The following is a 16,409-nucleotide window of genomic DNA, read 5'->3' on the forward strand; positions in this document are numbered from 1 at the left end:
CGCGCCAACTGCCGCCCGTCGCCGGGTACTTCGGCGGTGCCCGCACCGTCGGGGCGTGCCCCGCCCGGCACTTCGGACGCTTGCCCGTCCCGTACCTCGGCGTCTTCGGACCGGCGCTCACCCGCGTCCGCCTCCGCGTACACCTCGGCCATTCCGCGCAGCAACTGGGCCATGATCGTGCCGGAGTTGCCGCAGGCGCCGAGCAGCGCGCCCCGCGCCAGGGCACGCAGCGCGGGCGCCGCGGGAGCCTCCCGTTCCTGCCACTCGGCGTCGAGCGCGCGCGCCGCGGCGTCCAGCGTGCGCTGGAGGTTGGTGCCGGTGTCGCCGTCCGCGACGGGGAAGACGTTGATCGCGTCGATCTCCGCGCGCCCCTCGCCGACCGCTTCGAGAGCGAGCGCGATCCAGGTGCGCACCACGGTGGAGTCGAACGGCTGCGGCACGTGAGGGCCTCCTCCGGTTCCTGTCCGGTACGCCGCGGGCGGTGCGGCCTCCGCAGGCTAGACGAGAGCACGGAGGGGGCGTCGAGCGGAACCGGCCTGCGGGCCGGAATCGGCGCCGTGGACGCGGAGAGGCCGGGCCGCGTGGTGCCCTCACAGGCCCGTTTCGCCGTTCATGAGCAGGCGTTGTATGCTTCCCCGGTTGCCTGATGAGTATCGGGCGTCATGACCTCCCTGGTTTCGCCGGTCGATCGTTGTGCCTGCACCGCCGGGAATTTTCCGTACATGCATCTGAAGTCTTTGGAGTGACCCGTGGCTGCCAACTGCGACGTCTGCGGCAAGGGGCCGGGCTTCGGCAACAGCATCTCCCACTCGCACCGCCGCACCCCGCGCCGCTGGAACCCGAACATCCAGCGCGTGCGTGCAGTGGTCAACGGGACGCCGAAGCGCCTCAACGCCTGCACCTCGTGCATCAAGGCCGGCAAGGTCTCGCGCTGACCTGCCCCTTGGCCTAGCGGCCGGAGTGGTGCCCAGAGCAGTGCGGCCACCGAGCTGGTTGCTGAAGAAGCCGGTCCGTCGTCATGACGGGCCGGCTTCGCGCGTGCGCGGGGCGTGACGCCGGCCGTGCGTCCGCCCTCCGCGCCGCCCTCGTTTTTCCGATCCGGCCCACGGGATCCCAACTCCCGCTCCCGGACTCACCACTTCGGCGTCTCAGCTTCCGCGTCTCAGCTTCCGCGCAGCCGCCAGCCGTGGTCCACGGGCCCCAGCCCCTCCCCCAGCGGAAATCCGGCCGCCAGCGCCCCCGTCACGTACTCCTTGGCGGCCCGCGCCGCCTCCGGCACAGGCAGTCCACGGGCCAGTCCCGCCGCGAGCGCGCTCGCCAGCGTGCAGCCCGTGCCGTGGGTATGGCGGTTGTCGTGGCGCGGTGCGCGCAGCCAGTGCTCCTCGTGGCCGTCCGTGAGCAGGTCGACTGCCTCCTCCGCACCGCTCGTTCGGGCGTCGGTACCCGATCCGTCACCGTCCGTGTGACGCGCGAGATGGCCGCCCTTGATCAGCGCCCAGCGCGGCCCGTACGACAGCACGGCCGCCGCGGCCTCCCGCAGCCCCGCCTCGTTCGTGACCCGTACGCCCGTGAGCTGCGCCACCTCGTCGAGGTTCGGGGTGGCGACGGTCGCGACGGGCAGCAGCTTGGTGCGTACGGAGTCCAGCGCGTCCTGGGCGAGCAGCGGGTCGCCGTGCTTGGAGACGCCGACGGGATCGACGACGACGGGCGCCGCCACGTCCGCGAGCAGTCCGGCCACCGTCTCCACGAGTTCGGCCGAGGCGAGCATTCCGGTCTTGACGGCCTGGACGCCGATGTCGTCGACGACGCTGCGGAACTGCGCGCGCACCGCCTCTGCCGGAAGTTCCCAATAGCCCTGCACGCCAAGGGAGTTCTGCGCGGTCACCGCGGCGACGACGCTCATGCCGTGGGTGCCGAGCGCCAGCATCGTCTTCAGGTCCGCCTGGATCCCCGCGCCGCCACCGGAGTCGGAACCGGCGACGGTCAGCACCCGGGGCGGCGCGGAGCGCGCGGAAGCGGAATGGGCGGAAGTCGTCGTCATGGCACCAAAACTAGCCGTGCCTCGCGTACGGGTACGAGCCCCCCTGCACGGAAGCGGTCAGCCGCACCCACGGCGACCCGGCGACCCACCGGCCCGGCAAGCCCCAACTCCGCACGGGGACACGGCCGTCCGGACGGCGCGGACCGCCCTCCCACCGGCTCGTCGGCCCTCCTCAGTCGAAGTGGTCCCAGCCGCCGGCCCGCTCCCACGCCGCGCCGTCCACGGTCACCTGGGGCTGCGCCGTCGGTGCCAGTACCTCGCCGATCTTGCGCCAGCGCGCCGGCAGTTTGGCCGTGGCCGGGAACGTCGCGACAAGTGCGTGGTCCTCGCCGCCGGTCAGCACCCAGTGCAGCGGATCGACGCCCACCGCCTGCCCGATGTCCGACATCTGCGCCGGTACGTCGAGCGACGCGGACCGCAGATCGATGCGGACCTTGCTCGCCTCCGCGATGTGTCCCAGATCGGCGACAAGCCCGTCGCTGACGTCCGTCATCGCCGTCGCGCCCAACTCGGCCGCCGCGGGCCCCGCGTGGTACGGCGGTTCCGGACGCCGGTGCGCCTCGACGAAGGCACGCGGCGAGCGGAACCCCCGGGAGAGCACCGCGTGCCCCGCCGCGGACCAGCCCAGCCAGCCCGTGACGGCCACGGTGTCGCCGGGGCGTGCGCCCCCGCGTGTGACGGGCTCCCGGTTGCGCAGATCGCCGAGCGCCGTGATCGAGACGGTGATCGTCTCCCCGCGTACGACGTCGCCGCCGACGACGGCCGCCGCGGCGACCTGGGCCTCGTCACGGATGCCGTCCATCAGCTCCGTGGGCCAGTTCGCGGGGAGTTCGGCGGGGACGACGAGCCCGAGCAGCAGCGCCGTGGGCACCGCGCCCATCGCCGCGACGTCCGCGAGGTTCTCCGCGGCGGCCTTGCGGCCCACGTCGTAGGCGGTGGACCAGTCGCGCCTGAAGTGCCGTCCCTCCAGCAGGATGTCGGTCGTCGCGACGACTCTGCGGTCGGGCGCGGCCACGACGGCGGCGTCGTCGCCCGGCCCGACGCGCACGGCGGGCGTCGTCGTCAGCCGGGACGTCAACTCCCGGATCAGGCCGAACTCTCCGAGCTCGCCCACGGTGCCGGGTGTCCGCGCCCTTCCCCCGCGGTACTCCCCGCTGCGATGCATCAGTGCGCCCTTTCGCCTGTCTCCCGCTGCCGTACGAATCCTCCGTCACCGGCCGCGCCGCCGTGCGCCGGCCGCCGCAGGAATCCTCCGTCACCGGCCGTGCCCGAGGTCTCCCGCCGGGTAGCGGCTACGCGGTACCGTTGCGATCCCTCTCCCCCCATGATCCTCGTAGCCGCCCTGGAGGTTCCGTGGTACAGGCGTACATCCTGATCCAGACCGAGGTCGGCAAGGCATCGACCGTCGCCGACGTCATCGCGAAGCTCCCCGGAATCCTGCAGGCCGAGGACGTGACCGGTCCGTACGACGTGATCGTGCGCGCGCAGTCCGACACCGTGGACGAACTCGGGCGCATGGTCGTCGCCAAGATCCAGCAAGTCGACGGCATCACACGGACGCTGACCTGTCCGATCGTTCATCTCTAGCTCCCCCGTATGCTCGCCCGGTGAGCCGTGATCCCAGCCGGGCGTACCGCGATACAGCAGCCGACGCGACCCTCCGGGCCGCCGTCGCCGTCCCGGTGGCGCTCGCCGTTCTGACCGCCGCGGGCTGCGCCTCCGCGGACGGGGACGGCCCGGCGGCGCCCAGCCCCTCCGGCGAGGCCGCCAAGACATGCCGGTCGCTGCACGACCGGCTGCCGAAGCGTGTGGACGGGCAGCAGCGGATCACGCTCGACCCCGCCTCGAAGTACACCGCGGCGTGGGGCGATCCGGCCATCGAGCTGCGCTGTGGTGTGCCGCGCCCCGAGAAGCTCTCGCCCGGTAGTGAACATTACAACCCCACCGCAGAGGCGGCGGAAGTCAACGGCGTCTCGTGGCTGCTCGAACAGCGCGACGGCGGCTACCGGTTCACCACCACCGACCGCGTCGCCCACGTCGAGGTGACCGTGCCCGACGACTACGCGCCGGAGGTCAACCCGCTGACGGATCTCGCCCGCGCCGTACGGCAGTCGGTGCCCGAACGCCGCTGACCGCGACGCCAGAGACCACCGCTCTTTCCCGCCCCCCACGACACCCTCCGGCCCGGCCGGCGAACGGCGGCTAGCGCAGCCCCGTCTCGCGCCGCAGCGCGGCCTGGATGAGCCGGTCGACCAGCTCCGCGTAGCTCACGCCGCTCTTCTGCCACATCCGCGGATACATCGAGATGGGCGTGAAGCCGGGCATCGTGTTGATCTCGTTGATCACGAACTCGCCGCCGGCGGTGAGGAAGAAGTCCGCGCGCACCAGGCCCTCGCACGAGGCCGCCTCGAAGGCCAGCACCGCCAGTTCCTGTACGCGCTCGGTCTCCTCGGGGCTCAGCGGCGCGGGCACGATGCCGGAGGCGGAGTCGATGTACTTGGCCTCGAAGTCGTAGAAGTCGTGCGCGCTCACGGGCGGGATCTCGGCGGGAACGCTCGCGCGCGGCCCGTCCTCGAACTCCAGCACACCGCACTCGATCTCGCGCCCGTCGAGCTGCGATTCGACGACGACCTTCGGGTCGTGACGCTGCGCCTCGGCCACCGCCTCGTCGAGGCCGCCGATGTCGTCGACCTTCGAGATGCCCATGGACGAGCCGCCGCGTGCGGGCTTCACGAACAGCGGCCAGCCGTGCTCCCCGGCCAGATCCAGGATCCGCTTGCGGGCCGCGCCCGGGTCCGTACGCCACTCACGGGGCCGGATCGTCACATACGGGCCGACGGGCAGCCCGAAGGAGGCGAAGACCCGCTTCATGTACTCCTTGTCCATGCCGACCGCGGAGGCGAGCACTCCGGCGCCGACGTACGGCACTCCGGACAGCTCCAGCAGCCCCTGGAGGGTGCCGTCCTCGCCGTACGGACCGTGCAGCACGGGGAAGACGACGTCGACCTCGCCGAGCGCCTTCGGCACCGAACCGGGCTCGTGGTACGAGACCTCACGGTTGCCCGGTTCGAGGGGCAGCAGGACGCCGCCGGGCTGGGAGTCGGCCAGTTCCGCGACGCTGGGCAGCCTGCGGTTCTCGATGGCCATCCGCTCGGGTTCGTCCGCGGTCAGGGCCCACCGTCCGTCGGCGGTGATGCCGATGGGCAGCACCTCGTACTTGTCGCGGTCGATCGCGCCGAGCACGGCGCCCGCCGTGACCACGGAGATCGCGTGCTCGGAGCTTCGTCCGCCGAAGACGACGGCGACGCGGGGCTTGCGGGAGGGGCTCTGGCTGCTCATATCGCGTCGACTGTACCGTCTGGCCGCACTGCCGTCAGGGTGCGCGGGCGCCGCGTCGCCACGGCCCCCGCGGTGTGCGGGCGGGCCCGCCGCGCGCTGTCGCGGGCGACGGCGCGCGGCTCAACTGCCCTCCGGCGGCAGGGGGGTTGCGCGCCGCCGTACCCAAGCTCCGTGCGTACGAGCCGGATGCGTACGGCTCGCATGAGTACGGCTCAGACCCGCTCGGCCTTGGCGCTGCGCGACATCAGTTCCTTCAGCGCGACGAGCGGCGGCTTGCCGTCGTGGACGATGCCGACGACCGTCTCCGTGTGCGGCATCTCCACGCCGTGCAGACGGGCCAGTTCACGTACGGACTCGCAGGACTTGACACCTTCCGCGGTCTGCCGTGTGACCGCGATCGTCTCCTCCAGCGTCATGCCGCGGCCGAGGTTGGTGCCGAAGGTGTGGTTGCGCGAGAGCGGCGAGGAGCATGTGGCCACCAGGTCGCCCATGCCGGCGAGACCGGCGAAGGTGTGCGCGTCGGCGCCCATCGCCAGCCCCAGACGCGTGGTTTCGGCAAGACCGCGGGTGATCAGCGACGCCTTGGCGTTGTCGCCGAGTTCCATTCCGTCGGCGATGCCGACCGCGAGAGCGATCACGTTCTTGACCGCGCCGCCGAGTTCGCAGCCGACGACGTCGGTGTTGGTGTACGGACGGAAGTACGGGGTGTGGCAAGCGGTCTGGAGACGCTGCGCGACCGCGGCGTCCGTACAGGCCACGACGGAGGCCGCAGGACGGCGTGCGGCGATCTCCTTCGCGAGGTTGGGCCCCGTCAACACGGCCACGCGGGCGGGCTCGACGCCCGCGACCTCCTCGATCACCTCGCTCATCCGCTTCGCGGTGCCGAGTTCGACGCCCTTCATCAGCGAGACCAGCACCGTGCCGGGGTGCAGCAGCGGCACCCATGCGGCGAGGTTGCCGCGCAGCGTCTGGGACGGTACGGCGAGCACCGTGAACTCGGCGTCGCGCGCCGCCTCCGCGGGGTCCGTGGTGGCCCGTACGCGCACGGGGAGTTCGGTCTCGGGGAGGTAGTCGGGGTTGACGCGGCGGGTGTTGACCGCCTCGGCCAGCTCCGCCCTTCTGCCCCACAGGGTCACGTCGCAGCCCGCGTCGGCGAGCACCATCGCGAAGGCGGTGCCCCAGGAACCGGTGCCGAATACGGCGGCTTTCGTCACGCGTTCTCTCCCCCGGCGCCGCTCGGGGGCGCCGTGTCCTGCTGTGCCGGCCGTGCCTGCGGTGCGTCGTCCGCCCGCTGCGAGGATTCTGCCTGCTGTCCGTTCTGCGGCTGCTGTTGCGGCGGTACCTGCTCCGGCCGCTGTTCGACGGCGCGGTGATCGTAGCGCTGCGGCGGAGGGTCCTCGCCGCGGACGTCGGCGAGCTGCGCCGTGATCTCGTCCATGATGCGGTCGGTGACCGCGCGCAGCACGGCGGCGGTGGGCTCCCGTCCGTAGAACTCCGAGAGATCGATGGGCGGTCCGGCCTGGACGATGAGCGTCTTGCGCGGAAACAGCTTGATCTCGCCGCGTTTGGGATAGGGCGGCACCGCGAGATTCGCGCCCCACTGTGCGACGGGAATGACGGGCGCCCGCGTTTCCAGTGCCACACGTGCGGCACCGGTCTTGCCCTTCATCGGCCACATCCCGGGCTCCCGCGTGAGGGTGCCCTCCGGGTAGAAGGCGACGCATTCTCCCTTGTGGACGGCCTCGACGGCGGCGCGGAAGGCTCCTATGGCGTCCTTCGACTCACGGAAGACGGGGATCTGTCCGGTGCCGCGCATGGCCGTTCCGACGAAGCCGCTCTTGAAGAGGCTTTCCTTCGCGAGAAACCTCGGAACGCGCCCCGAGTTGTACTGGAAGTGGGCATAGGAAAGCGGGTCGACGGCCGAGTTGTGATTGACGACGGTGAGGAATCCGCCGGTTTCCGGAATATGTTCCGTTCCGCGCCAGTCTCGCTTGAAGAACACCAAGAGCGGCGGTTTCACCAAAACCGCGGCAAGGCGGTACCAGAAGCCGATTCTGCGGCGGGACACCCGGACACCATCTCCTCTTGCCTGTTCGAACAGCCCACGGGTCCCGGCGGCAGAACGCGGGCCTGCCGTGGCGGCGGGCGCGGAACCCCGGCACGGCGGGCGTGGGCCCGACCGGCGCGTCCGGCGTGCGCTCACCCCGGCGCGCGAGGGGCAAGTCTCACCCCGATCCCCCCACCGTGTCGAGCACACCGTCCGCCTGCGCCCGACCGGCAACGGTAGCCGGGCGCCCTCGGGACGCTTCGGGCGGCAGGTGAGAATGAGGAGGATGCAGCCACAAGTGACGCCCGTCGCCTGGACTCTCGTGATGCCGTTGAAGCCGCTGCCCCGGGCCAAGAGCAGGCTCNCGGCCACCGCGGGCGACCCGGCGCGCACCGCGCTCGCGCTGGCGTTCGCGCAGGACACGGTGAGCGCCGCGATGGCCTGTACGTCCGTACGCGATGTGGCAGTTGTCACGGACGATCAACGCGCGGCGGAGGCGCTGCGCACGCTCGGCGCGCACATCGTGCCGGACGCCCCGGACGCCGGCCTCAACGCGGCGCTCGCACACGGCGCCGCCGAGGTCCGCGCGCTCCGCCCCGACGCCGCTCTCGCGGTCCTCAACGCCGATCTGCCCGCGCTGAGGCCCGAAGAGCTGCGCCGCGTCCTGGACTTCGCCGCCCGCTTCCCCCGCGCCTTCCTCGCCGATTCCGCCGGTACGGGCACCACGCTGCTCTCCGCCCTGCCCGACAGCGCGCTCGGACCGCGCTTCGGGCCGTCGTCATCCGCGCGGCACCGCTCGTCGGGCGCGGAGGAGATCGTTCTGGCGGATGTGGAGAGCGTGCGCCGCGACGTGGACACGGCGGAGGATCTGGTGGCCGCGGAGGCGCTGGGGCTCGGCCCGTTCACGATCGGCGCCCGCCGCGCGGTCACGCCCGAGCGCGATCCCGGGACCGTGCCCGCGTGCGGCACGCAGTGACCCCCTAGGCTTCCCTGCATGCAGGCCACTTCGTACACGTTCGACGCCGAGACGCGCGCGGGCAGCGTGCTGCTCGACGACGGGACGCCGCTCCCCTTCGACGCCGCGGCCTTCGACGCGGGGGGCCTGCGGCTGCTGCGGCCCGGACAGCGGGTGCGCATCGAGGTCGAGGGCAGCGGCGAGGAACGCCGGGTCACGTTCGTGACGCTCCAGACCCTCTGACCGACGGCGCCGCAGCGCACAACTCCCCGTAAACGCCCGCCGGGCCGGACTCCGGCGGGAGTCCGGCCCGGCGCTGCGGGACGTGCGTACGCGGGTGCACGTGAACGTGCGCGCTGTACGCGGCTCTTCGGGATGCAGGCCTCGTACGGACCGTACGCACTGCACACGGCCGCGCGGGCCGTACGCGGTGTACGGGTACGTGCCTGCCGCTCAGCGCTTGCGCGCCGTCGCCCTTCTGGCGGTGGACTGGCGGNCGACGACCCGGCGACTTCCTCGCCGGAGCCTTCTTCGCCGTCGCCTTCTTGGCAGTCGACTTCTTGGCCGCGGACTTCTTGGCGGTGGTCTTCTTCGCGGTCGTCTTCTTGGCGGGTGTGCGCTTGGCGGTGGTCTTCTTCGCCGTGGCCTTCTTGGCCGGTGTGCGCTTGGCGGTGGTCTTCTTCGCCGTCGCCTTCTTCGCCGCCCCGCGCTTGGCGGCCGACTTCTTCGCCGCGGCACGCTTCGACGTCGACTTCTTGGCCGAAGTGCCGCCCGTCAGGCTGCCCTTCGGGGCCTTCTTCACGGCGACGTCGTTCCTCGGAAGCTTCTTCGCCCCGCTGACCAGTTCCTTGAAGCCGGCGCCCGCGCGGAAGCGCGGCACCGAGGTCTTCCGGACGCGCACGCGCTCGCCAGTCTGCGGGTTGCGGGCGTATCTGGCGGGACGGTCCACCTTCTCGAAGGAGCCGAACCCGGTGACCGAGACCCGCTCCCCTGCGACGACGGAACGGACGATCGCGTCCAGTACGACATCGACCGCGTCCGCGGCCTGCTGCCGTCCACCGAGCTTGTCCTGGATTGCTTCGACGAGCTGCGCCTTGTTCACGTCTTCCCCTTCGGAACTATTGCAGGAACGAATGTGTTCAAGCTTTTTCGCACGCTAGGCAGATATATACCGCGAATCAAACATGAAACGGGCGAATCACCCTTGTGCCGCAACGAACTCGCCCTTCATCGAGTTCCGTCAGCGCGCTTGCCTGCCTGTTCCTCGGGGAAGCGTCCCTCGTCGATATCCGCCATGAGCCGGTCCACGCGCCGCTCAGCGTCGGCGAGATCGTGCTTCGAGGCCGCGGTGATGACGAGCAGCTTGCGCTGCAGCGCCACCCGTACGCCCTCGGGGACTTGCAGTGTGCGCACTCGTGTGTGCGCCTCTTTCAAGCGGGCGGCGAGCCGGTCGTAGAGATCGAGTTGACCGTCGCGTTCCATGCACCGATTGTGCCATCTGGGGTGAGTTGTCGCATACCGGCTTCCCAACACGCACTCGCGCCCCACACCACGAAGGTGCGGGGCGCGAGCGGTGTTGCCGTCGTCGAGCGGTGTGACGCGTGGTGCCGGCATGGTGCGCCGGCGGTGCGTCAGGCCTGCTGCGTAAGGGGTTTGAAGGCGGGACGCCCCGACTCGTAGGCGGTGATGGCGTCGTCGTTCTTCAGGGTCAGGCTGATGTCGTCGAGTCCTTCGAGCAGACGCCAGCGGGCGTTCTCGTCGAGTTCGAAGGGTGCTTCGACGCCCGGCGCCAGCACCTTGCGCTCGACGAGGTCGACGGTGACGGGCGTGGACGGGTCGGACTCGGCCAGCTCCCACAGCGCTTCCACGGTCTGCTGCGGAAGAACGACCGTGAGCAGGCCGTTCTTCAGGGAGTTGCCGCGGAAGATGTCCGCGAAGCGCGGGGAGATCACGGCCTTGAAGCCGTAGTTCTGCAGGGCCCATACGGCGTGCTCGCGCGAGGAGCCGGTGCCGAAGTCCTCGCCGGCGACGAGCACCGTACCGCCCTTGTACGCCTCCTGGTTGAGCACGAAGTCGTCCTGCTTGCGCCACGCTTCGAAGAGCCCGTCCTCGAAGCCGTCGCGGGTGACCTTCTTCAGCCAGTGCGCGGGGATGATCTGGTCGGTGTCGACGTTGCTGCGGCGCAGCGGTACGACCCGGCCGGTGTGTGTCGTGAAGGCTTCCATGGTGATGCGTCCTCCTCAGACGCCGGCGGGCACGCGTACGTCGGTCAGATCGGCGGGCGACGCGAGGCGTCCCAGCACCGCGGTGGCGGCGGCGACCTGCGGGGAGACCAGGTGCGTACGGCCGCCCTTGCCCTGCCTGCCCTCGAAGTTGCGGTTGGAGGTCGAGGCCGCGCGCTCGCCGGGCTGGAGCTGGTCGGGGTTCATGCCCAGACACATCGAGCAGCCCGCGTGCCGCCATTCGGCTCCGGCCTCGGTGAAGACCTTGTCCAGGCCCTCCTCGACGGCCTGGAGCGCGACCCGTACCGAACCGGGCACGACCAGCATCCGCGTGCTGTCGGCGACCTTGTGCCCCTTGAGCACGGCCGCGGCCGAACGCAGGTCCTCGATACGGCCGTTGGTGCACGAGCCGACGAAGACGGTGTCGACGTCCACCTCGCGCAGCGGCTGTCCCGCGCTCAACCCCATGTATTCCAGGGCCTTCTCGGCGGCGAGCCGGGCGCCCTGGTCCTCGAAGGAGGCCGGGTCGGGCACCGTCTCCGAGAGCGGCGCGCCCTGGCCGGGGTTGGTGCCCCAGGTGACGAACGGCGCCAACTCCCCGCCCTCGATGACGACTTCGTGGTCGAAGACCGCGTCGTCGTCGGTGCGCAGCGTCTTCCAGTACACGACGGCGGCGTCCCAGTCGGCGCCCTGCGGGGCGTGTTCACGGCCGCGTACGTACTCGAACGTCGTGGCGTCCGGGGCGATCATCCCGGCGCGGGCGCCCGCCTCGATGGACATGTTGCAGATGGTCATCCGCGCTTCCATCGACAGCTTCTCGACGGCCTCGCCGCGGTATTCGATGACATAGCCCTGGCCGCCGCCCGTGCCGATCTTCGCGATGATCGCCAGGATCAGGTCCTTCGCCGTGACGTCCTCGGGCAGTTCGCCGTTGACGGTCACCGCCATCGTCTTGAACGGCGCCATCGGCAGCGTCTGCGTGGCCAGTACGTGCTCGACCTGGCTGGTGCCGATGCCGAACGCGAGCGCGCCGAACGCGCCGTGCGTGGAGGTGTGGGAGTCGCCGCACACCACCGTCATGCCGGGCTGCGTCAGTCCGAGCTGCGGTCCCACGACGTGGACGACGCCCTGCTCGACGTCGCCGAGCGGGTGCAGCCGTACGCCGAAGTCCGCGCAGTTCTTGCGCAGCGTCTCGAGCTGAGTGCGCGAGACAGGGTCGGCGACGGGCTTGTCGATGTCGAGCGTGGGGGTGTTGTGGTCCTCGGTGGCGATGGTGAGATCCGTACGGCGCACGCGGCGGCCGTTCTTGCGGAGACCGTCGAAGGCCTGCGGGCTGGTCACCTCGTGCAGCAGGTGCAGATCGATGAAGAGAAGGTCCGGCTCGCCCTCGGCGCGCGTGACGACATGGTCGTCCCAGACTTTCTCCGCGAGTGTCCGTCCCATCGCTTTCCCTCCGGCCGGCAGCGTCGCCGGCCCACATGTCGAGATCCGAATGGCACACCGGCCGCGGTCGGCCGCCGAGGGCCCCGGGCCCTGCGAGTGCGTGTGTGCGCCGCCACTCCAGGGTGGCGGGTGGCGCCGGAAAAGGAACTTGCGTTTCACACTCTGAGACGCGAGTATCGACGCATGGACAACTCTAGCGGCGTCGGCGTTCTCGACAAGGCGGCTCTGGTACTGAGCGCTCTGGAGTCCGGTCCGGCCACCCTCGCCGGGCTGGTCGGGGCGACCGGTCTGGCCCGCCCGACGGCACACCGCCTCGCGGTGGCACTGGAGCACCACCGCATGGTGGCGCGGGACATACAAGGGCGCTTCATCCTCGGGCCGCGCCTGGGCGAACTGGCCGCCGCGGCGGGCGAGGACCGCCTGCTGGCCTCCGCCGGGCCCGTACTGACACATCTGCGCGACGTCACGGGCGAGAGCGCGCAGCTCTACCGGCGCCAGGGCGACATGCGCATCTGCGTCGCCGCGGCCGAGCGGCTGTCCGGACTGCGGGACACGGTGCCGGTCGGTTCGACGCTGCCGATGAAGGCCGGGTCCGCGGCACAGATCCTCATGGCCTGGGAGGAGCCCGAGCGGCTCCACCGCGGCCTTCAGGGCGCCCGCTTCACGGCGACGGCGCTCTCCGGCGTACGGCGCAGGGGCTGGGCACAGTCCGTGGGCGAGCGCGAACCGGGCGTCGCCTCGGTCTCGGCGCCCGTGCGCGGCCCGTCGAACCGCGTCGTCGCCGCCGTCTCCGTCTCCGGGCCCATCGAGCGGCTCACGCGGCACCCCGGCCGTATGCACGCGCAGGCGATCGTCGACGCGGCGGCCCGGCTGAGCGAGGCGCTGCGGCGTACGGCGGGCTGAGCGCCCGGTCACTCCCCTCTGCGGGAGCTCCGCCAAGTCCCCACGGCCGCACCGCTGTTGCGGCCCCCGGTCGTATGCGGCCGACGCCGGCCACGGCGAACGCGCCCTGCGGCGGCCCGTGTTGGCGGAAGTAAACTCAACAGAAGTGCAGACAGCGGGAGTTGAGGCTCCGGGCGCGCCTCACTCCCGTACGGGGCGGACGGACCGCGCACACGGAAAAGCCCCCCGCATGATGCGGAGGGCTTCCCATCGAGTACCCCCGACCGGATTCGAACCGGCGCTACCGCCTTGAGAGGGCGGCGTGCTAGGCCGCTACACAACGGGGGCCCCAGCCTGGCCGATGACGACCTCCGTCTCCATCGGCCCGTACCCCCGACCGGATTCGAACCGGCGCTACCGCCTTGAGAGGGCGGCGTGCTAGGCCGCTACACAACGGGGGCCTCGATCTTGTGACTTACGTCTCTGACGCCTGTGCAATGCGCCGAAGTCACGATCGCGCTGGGCTACCAGGACTCGAACCTAGACTAACTGAACCAGAATCAGTCGTGCTGCCAATTACACCATAGCCCACCAAAACGCAACCCCCAGAAGCGCTGTGCTCAGCGGGGATCTTGTCCGGGTGATCGCCTACCGGTCGGGCCTTGCGGCCTCGCCCCGTTCGGCGACAGGAAGAACAGTACCCGATCGGCGACGGCGCTCCAAAACGGGTTCCGTCCGGCCCCGGCGCCGCTGCGAACGCCCGCCGCGAGCACACGACCAGCAGCGCACGGGCGCCCGTGCGAGCGCTGTGCGGCCGCCGTGCGAAGGTCTCCGGCAGCTCCGCCGCCGTGGCCCCGCGGGCCTCCAGCGGCCCGTGGCGGCGACGGCGGCGTCCGGAACGGACGGCTCAACGAGAGCCGCCCGCCCGGTCGTTGAGGCGGTGAGCGGTCCCGTACGGCGCTCAGCAGCGGCCCCGGCGGAGCCGCCCCGACCTCGTCAGGCCGCGTCCAGCTTCGCCAGCGCCGCGTCCACCCGCGCCAACGTCCGCTCCCTGCCGAGGACTTCGAGGGACTCGAAGAGCGGGAGGCCGACCGTACGGCCCGTGACGGCCACGCGGACGGGGGCCTGGGCCTTGCCGAGCTTCAGGCCGTGCTCCTCGCCCGCCGCGAGCACCGCCTCCTTGAGCGCCTCCGCCTTCCAGTCGGCGTCGGCGAGCTTCGTACGGGCCGTACGCAGCACCTCCTCCGCGCCGGGCTTCATCGCCTTCGCCCAGGACGCCTCGTCCTCCGCCGGCTCGTCGAGGAAGAGGAAGTCGACGTTCGCGGTGATGTCGGAGAGGACCGTCAGCCGGGTCTGCGCCAGCGGGGCCAGCTCCTCGAAGGCCGCCTGGTCGAAGTTCTCCGGCGCCCACGGTGCGTACGGGGCGCTCAGCCAGGGCGCGCACGCGGAGACGAAGCCGGCGAGCGGGAGCTCGCGCAGATGCGTGGCGTTGATCGCCTCGCACTTCTTCAGGTCGAAGCGGGCCGGGTTGGCGTTGACGTCCGCGATGTCGAAGGCGGCGATCATCTCGTCGAGGGTGAAGATGTCGCGGTCCTCGGCGATCGACCAGCCCAGCAGCGCAAGGTAGTTGAGGAGGCCCTGCGGCAGGAAGCCGCGCTCGCGGTAGAGGTTGAGGGACGCCTGCGGGTCGCGCTTGGAGAGCTTCTTGTTGCCCTCGCCCATGACGTACGGGAGATGGCCGAAGACCGGGGTGGTGCCGTTGCCGACGCCGAGCTGTGCCAGGGCGCGGTAGAGGGCGATCTGGCGCGGGGTGGAGGAGAGCAGGTCCTCGCCGCGCAGCACGTGTGTGATCTCCATCAGCGCGTCGTCCACGGGGTTGACGAGCGTGTACAGCGGGGCGCCGTTGGCGCGGACGATGCCGTAGTCGCTGACGTTCTCCGGGGAGAAGGTCAGCTCTCCGCGCACCAGGTCGGTGAAGGTGACCGGCTCGTCCGGCATCCGGAAGCGGACGATGTGGGTGCGTCCCTCGGCCTCGTACGCGGCGATCTGCTCGGCGGTCAGCTCCCGGCACTTACCGTCGTAACCGGAGGGCCTGCCGGCCTTGCGGGCCGCCTCGCGGCGCACCTCCAGCTCCTCCGCGGTGCAGTAGCAGGGGTAGGCGAAACCGCCCTCCTGGAGCCTCGCGGCGACGTCCGCGTAGATCTCGCTGCGCTGCGACTGCCGGTACGGACCGTGGGGGCCCTGCGGGCCGCTGCCGCCGGAGACAACGTCGAACGCGGTGGGGCCCTCGTCCCAGTCGAGGCCGAGCCAGCGCATGGCGTCCAGGAGCTGCTCGTAGGACTCCTCGGAGTCGCGGGCGGCGTCGGTGTCCTCGATACGGAAGACGAGGGTGCCGCCGTGGTGGCGGGCGAACGCCCAGTTGAACAGGGCGGTGCGGATCAGTCCCACGTGAGGGTTGCCCGTCGGGGAGGGGCAGAACCGTACGCGTACGTCCTTGGTGACGGCCGTGCTCGGGGGTGCGGTCGCGGTCGCGTCAGTCACGCTTGACCACCTTGTTGGTGAGAGTGCCGATGCCTTCGATGGTGACGGCGACTTCGTCGCCGACGGCGAGCGGGCCCACGCCCGCCGGTGTGCCGGTGAGGATGACGTCGCCGGGGAGCAGCGTCATGGCCCCGGTGATGTGGACGACCAGGTCCTCGACGGAGCGGACCATCTCGCTCGTACGGCCGAGTTGGCGCTGCTCGCCGTTGACGGTGCACATCACGCCGAGGTCGGAGGGGTCCAGCTCGGTCTCGACCCACGGGCCGAGCGGGCAGGAGGTGTCGAAGCCCTTGGCACGGGCCCACTGCGACTCGGAGCGCTGGATGTCGCGCGCGGTGACGTCGTTGCCGCAGGTGTAGCCGAGGATCACGTCCTTGACGCGCTCGCGCGGCACGTCCTTGCACAACCGGCCGATGACGACGGCCAGTTCGGCCTCGTAGTGCACCTCGGAGGAGAAGGACGGATACGTCACCGGGTCGTGCGGGCCGCACACCGCGGTGGACGGCTTGAAGAAGACGACCGGGACGTCCGGGACCTCGTTGCCCAACTCCCGGGCGTGCTCGGCGTAGTTGCGGCCGACGCCGACGACCTTGTTGGGCAGCACGGGTGGCAGCAGCCGGACCTGCTTCAGCGGGAGCTTCTGGCCCGAACGCTCGAACTCCGCGAAGGGATGGCCCTTGATGATGTCGAGGACGGGGCCGCCTTCGGTCTCCGCGTCCCCTTCCACGACGCCGAAGGCGACGTTTCCGTCGAGGGAGAATCTTGCGATGCGCACGGGTTGGGGCTGCCCTTCTCGGATGGCACTTCTCGGATGGCACTACGGGGATGACGACGCCCCAGCGTATGCGATGCGATCCGGCCGGGCTCCGCCCCACCCTCCGGGCCGTGGGCGGGTACGGGGCGGTGCGGACGGTACGCGGGGGCGCGGAGGGGTCGCTC

The 16,409-nt window shown here is 71.1% G+C and carries 18 protein-coding genes and 3 tRNA genes; 6 read left to right on the forward strand and 15 right to left on the reverse strand.

Going from position 1 to position 16,409, the window contains the following annotated elements:
• Positions 1-440: DAK2 domain-containing protein (locus AN218_RS34110; RefSeq protein ID WP_141747457.1), on the reverse strand; the 440-nt coding region annotated here is incomplete at its 3' end.
• Positions 441-749: 309 nt separating this feature from the next.
• Here AN218_RS34110 and rpmB point away from each other — a divergent pair.
• A complete protein-coding gene (gene rpmB, locus AN218_RS04275) occupies positions 750-935 on the forward strand; it encodes a 50S ribosomal protein L28 (protein ID WP_028435377.1) in 186 nt (61 codons plus the stop codon).
• A 227-nt stretch (positions 936-1,162) separates the two neighbouring features.
• Here rpmB and thiD read toward each other — a convergent pair whose 3' ends face one another.
• Positions 1,163-2,041 (reverse strand): bifunctional hydroxymethylpyrimidine kinase/phosphomethylpyrimidine kinase, encoded by an 879-nt coding sequence (gene thiD / locus AN218_RS04280; protein WP_070015272.1) that lies wholly within the window; start codon positions 2,039-2,041, stop codon positions 1,163-1,165.
• A 172-nt stretch (positions 2,042-2,213) separates the two neighbouring features.
• A complete protein-coding gene (locus tag AN218_RS04285) occupies positions 2,214-3,206 on the reverse strand; it encodes a thiamine-phosphate kinase (RefSeq protein ID WP_070015273.1) in 993 nt (330 codons plus the stop codon).
• Between the two features lie 188 nt (positions 3,207-3,394).
• On the opposite strand from AN218_RS04285, the gene AN218_RS04290 reads away from it, so the two are divergent.
• Both AN218_RS04290 and AN218_RS04295 read left to right on the forward strand, forming a co-directional pair.
• Positions 3,395-3,628 (forward strand): Lrp/AsnC family transcriptional regulator, encoded by a 234-nt coding sequence (locus AN218_RS04290; protein WP_070015274.1) that lies wholly within the window; start codon positions 3,395-3,397, stop codon positions 3,626-3,628.
• A gap of 20 nt (positions 3,629-3,648) precedes the next feature.
• Positions 3,649-4,173, forward strand: coding sequence for a DUF3515 domain-containing protein (locus AN218_RS04295; RefSeq protein WP_070015275.1), 525 nt, complete (start codon positions 3,649-3,651; stop codon positions 4,171-4,173).
• Between the two features lie 70 nt (positions 4,174-4,243).
• On the opposite strand, the gene AN218_RS04300 is transcribed toward AN218_RS04295, so the two are convergent.
• The 3 genes from AN218_RS04300 to AN218_RS04310 form a co-directional block, all read right to left on the reverse strand.
• On the reverse strand, positions 4,244-5,380 hold the full coding sequence (locus AN218_RS04300) for a D-alanine--D-alanine ligase family protein (RefSeq protein WP_070015276.1): 1,137 nt from the start codon (positions 5,378-5,380) through the stop codon (positions 4,244-4,246).
• A gap of 212 nt (positions 5,381-5,592) precedes the next feature.
• Entirely contained in the window at positions 5,593-6,594 is a 1,002-nt protein-coding gene (locus tag AN218_RS04305; protein WP_070015277.1) for an NAD(P)H-dependent glycerol-3-phosphate dehydrogenase, read from the reverse strand.
• A complete protein-coding gene (locus AN218_RS04310) occupies positions 6,591-7,448 on the reverse strand; it encodes a lysophospholipid acyltransferase family protein (RefSeq protein ID WP_070015278.1) in 858 nt (285 codons plus the stop codon). The genes AN218_RS04305 and AN218_RS04310 overlap by 4 nt, the downstream gene beginning before the upstream one ends.
• Positions 7,449-7,704: 256 nt before the next feature.
• Between AN218_RS04310 and cofC the strand changes: the two genes are divergently transcribed.
• Together cofC and AN218_RS04320 are read left to right on the forward strand one after the other, a co-directional pair.
• A complete protein-coding gene (gene cofC / locus AN218_RS04315; RefSeq protein WP_079131805.1) occupies positions 7,705-8,403 on the forward strand; it encodes a 2-phospho-L-lactate guanylyltransferase in 699 nt (232 codons plus the stop codon).
• Positions 8,404-8,421: 18 nt separating this feature from the next.
• Positions 8,422-8,625, forward strand: a complete 204-nt coding sequence (locus AN218_RS04320; protein WP_070015280.1) for a hypothetical protein — start codon at positions 8,422-8,424, stop codon at positions 8,623-8,625.
• Here AN218_RS04320 and AN218_RS04325 read toward each other — a convergent pair.
• The 4 genes from AN218_RS04325 to leuC form a co-directional block, all read right to left on the reverse strand.
• Positions 8,597-9,484, reverse strand: a complete 888-nt coding sequence (locus AN218_RS04325) for an HU family DNA-binding protein (RefSeq protein WP_244900256.1) — start codon at positions 9,482-9,484, stop codon at positions 8,597-8,599. The genes AN218_RS04320 and AN218_RS04325 overlap by 29 nt on opposite strands.
• Before the next feature lie 125 nt (positions 9,485-9,609).
• Positions 9,610-9,864: an SCO5555 family protein gene (locus tag AN218_RS04330; RefSeq protein ID WP_070015281.1), complete on the reverse strand. Its 255-nt coding sequence runs from the start codon at positions 9,862-9,864 to the stop codon at positions 9,610-9,612.
• A 149-nt stretch (positions 9,865-10,013) separates the two neighbouring features.
• Entirely contained in the window at positions 10,014-10,607 is a 594-nt protein-coding gene (gene leuD / locus AN218_RS04335; protein WP_070015282.1) for a 3-isopropylmalate dehydratase small subunit, read from the reverse strand.
• Between the two features lie 15 nt (positions 10,608-10,622).
• A complete protein-coding gene (leuC, locus tag AN218_RS04340; protein WP_070015283.1) occupies positions 10,623-12,047 on the reverse strand; it encodes a 3-isopropylmalate dehydratase large subunit in 1,425 nt (474 codons plus the stop codon).
• Positions 12,048-12,230: 183 nt separating this feature from the next.
• Between leuC and ndgR the strand changes: the two genes are divergently transcribed.
• The gene (ndgR, locus tag AN218_RS04345) at positions 12,231-12,950 is read left to right on the forward strand and encodes an IclR family transcriptional regulator NdgR (protein ID WP_070015284.1); all 720 of its coding nucleotides are present in this window, start codon (positions 12,231-12,233) and stop codon (positions 12,948-12,950) included.
• Between the two features lie 254 nt (positions 12,951-13,204).
• On the opposite strand, the gene AN218_RS04350 is transcribed toward ndgR, so the two are convergent.
• The 5 genes from AN218_RS04350 to AN218_RS04370 all read right to left on the reverse strand — a co-directional run bounded on the left by AN218_RS04350 (position 13,205) and on the right by AN218_RS04370 (position 16,245).
• A tRNA-Glu gene (locus tag AN218_RS04350) sits at positions 13,205-13,277 on the reverse strand.
• Between the two features lie 40 nt (positions 13,278-13,317).
• A tRNA-Glu gene (locus tag AN218_RS04355) sits at positions 13,318-13,390 on the reverse strand.
• A 58-nt stretch (positions 13,391-13,448) separates the two neighbouring features.
• Positions 13,449-13,520 (reverse strand) — tRNA-Gln (locus tag AN218_RS04360).
• Positions 13,521-13,925: 405 nt separating this feature from the next.
• On the reverse strand, positions 13,926-15,470 hold the full coding sequence (gene gltX / locus AN218_RS04365) for a glutamate--tRNA ligase (protein ID WP_070015285.1): 1,545 nt from the start codon (positions 15,468-15,470) through the stop codon (positions 13,926-13,928).
• Entirely contained in the window at positions 15,463-16,245 is a 783-nt protein-coding gene (locus AN218_RS04370) for a fumarylacetoacetate hydrolase family protein (RefSeq protein WP_070015286.1), read from the reverse strand. The genes gltX and AN218_RS04370 overlap by 8 nt, the downstream gene beginning before the upstream one ends.
• Between the last annotated feature and the right edge of the window lie 164 nt (positions 16,246-16,409).

The sequence above is a fragment of the Streptomyces nanshensis genome (assembly GCF_001751255.1).
Classification (GTDB): Bacteria; Actinomycetota; Actinomycetes; order Streptomycetales; family Streptomycetaceae; genus Streptomyces; species Streptomyces nanshensis_A.

Coding starts and splice junctions, on each gene's coding strand:
- thiD (WP_070015272.1), bottom strand. CDS start 2,041: ATGACGACGACTTCCGCCCATTCCGCTTCCGCGCGCTCCGCGCCGCCC.
- AN218_RS04285 (WP_070015273.1), bottom strand. CDS start 3,206: ATGCATCGCAGCGGGGAGTACCGCGGGGGAAGGGCGCGGACACCCGGC.
- AN218_RS04300 (WP_070015276.1), bottom strand. CDS start 5,380: ATGAGCAGCCAGAGCCCCTCCCGCAAGCCCCGCGTCGCCGTCGTCTTC.
- AN218_RS04320 (WP_070015280.1), top strand. CDS start 8,422: ATGCAGGCCACTTCGTACACGTTCGACGCCGAGACGCGCGCGGGCAGC.
- AN218_RS04330 (WP_070015281.1), bottom strand. CDS start 9,864: ATGGAACGCGACGGTCAACTCGATCTCTACGACCGGCTCGCCGCCCGC.
- leuD (WP_070015282.1), bottom strand. CDS start 10,607: ATGGAAGCCTTCACGACACACACCGGCCGGGTCGTACCGCTGCGCCGC.
- leuC (WP_070015283.1), bottom strand. CDS start 12,047: ATGGGACGGACACTCGCGGAGAAAGTCTGGGACGACCATGTCGTCACG.
- ndgR (WP_070015284.1), top strand. CDS start 12,231: ATGGACAACTCTAGCGGCGTCGGCGTTCTCGACAAGGCGGCTCTGGTA.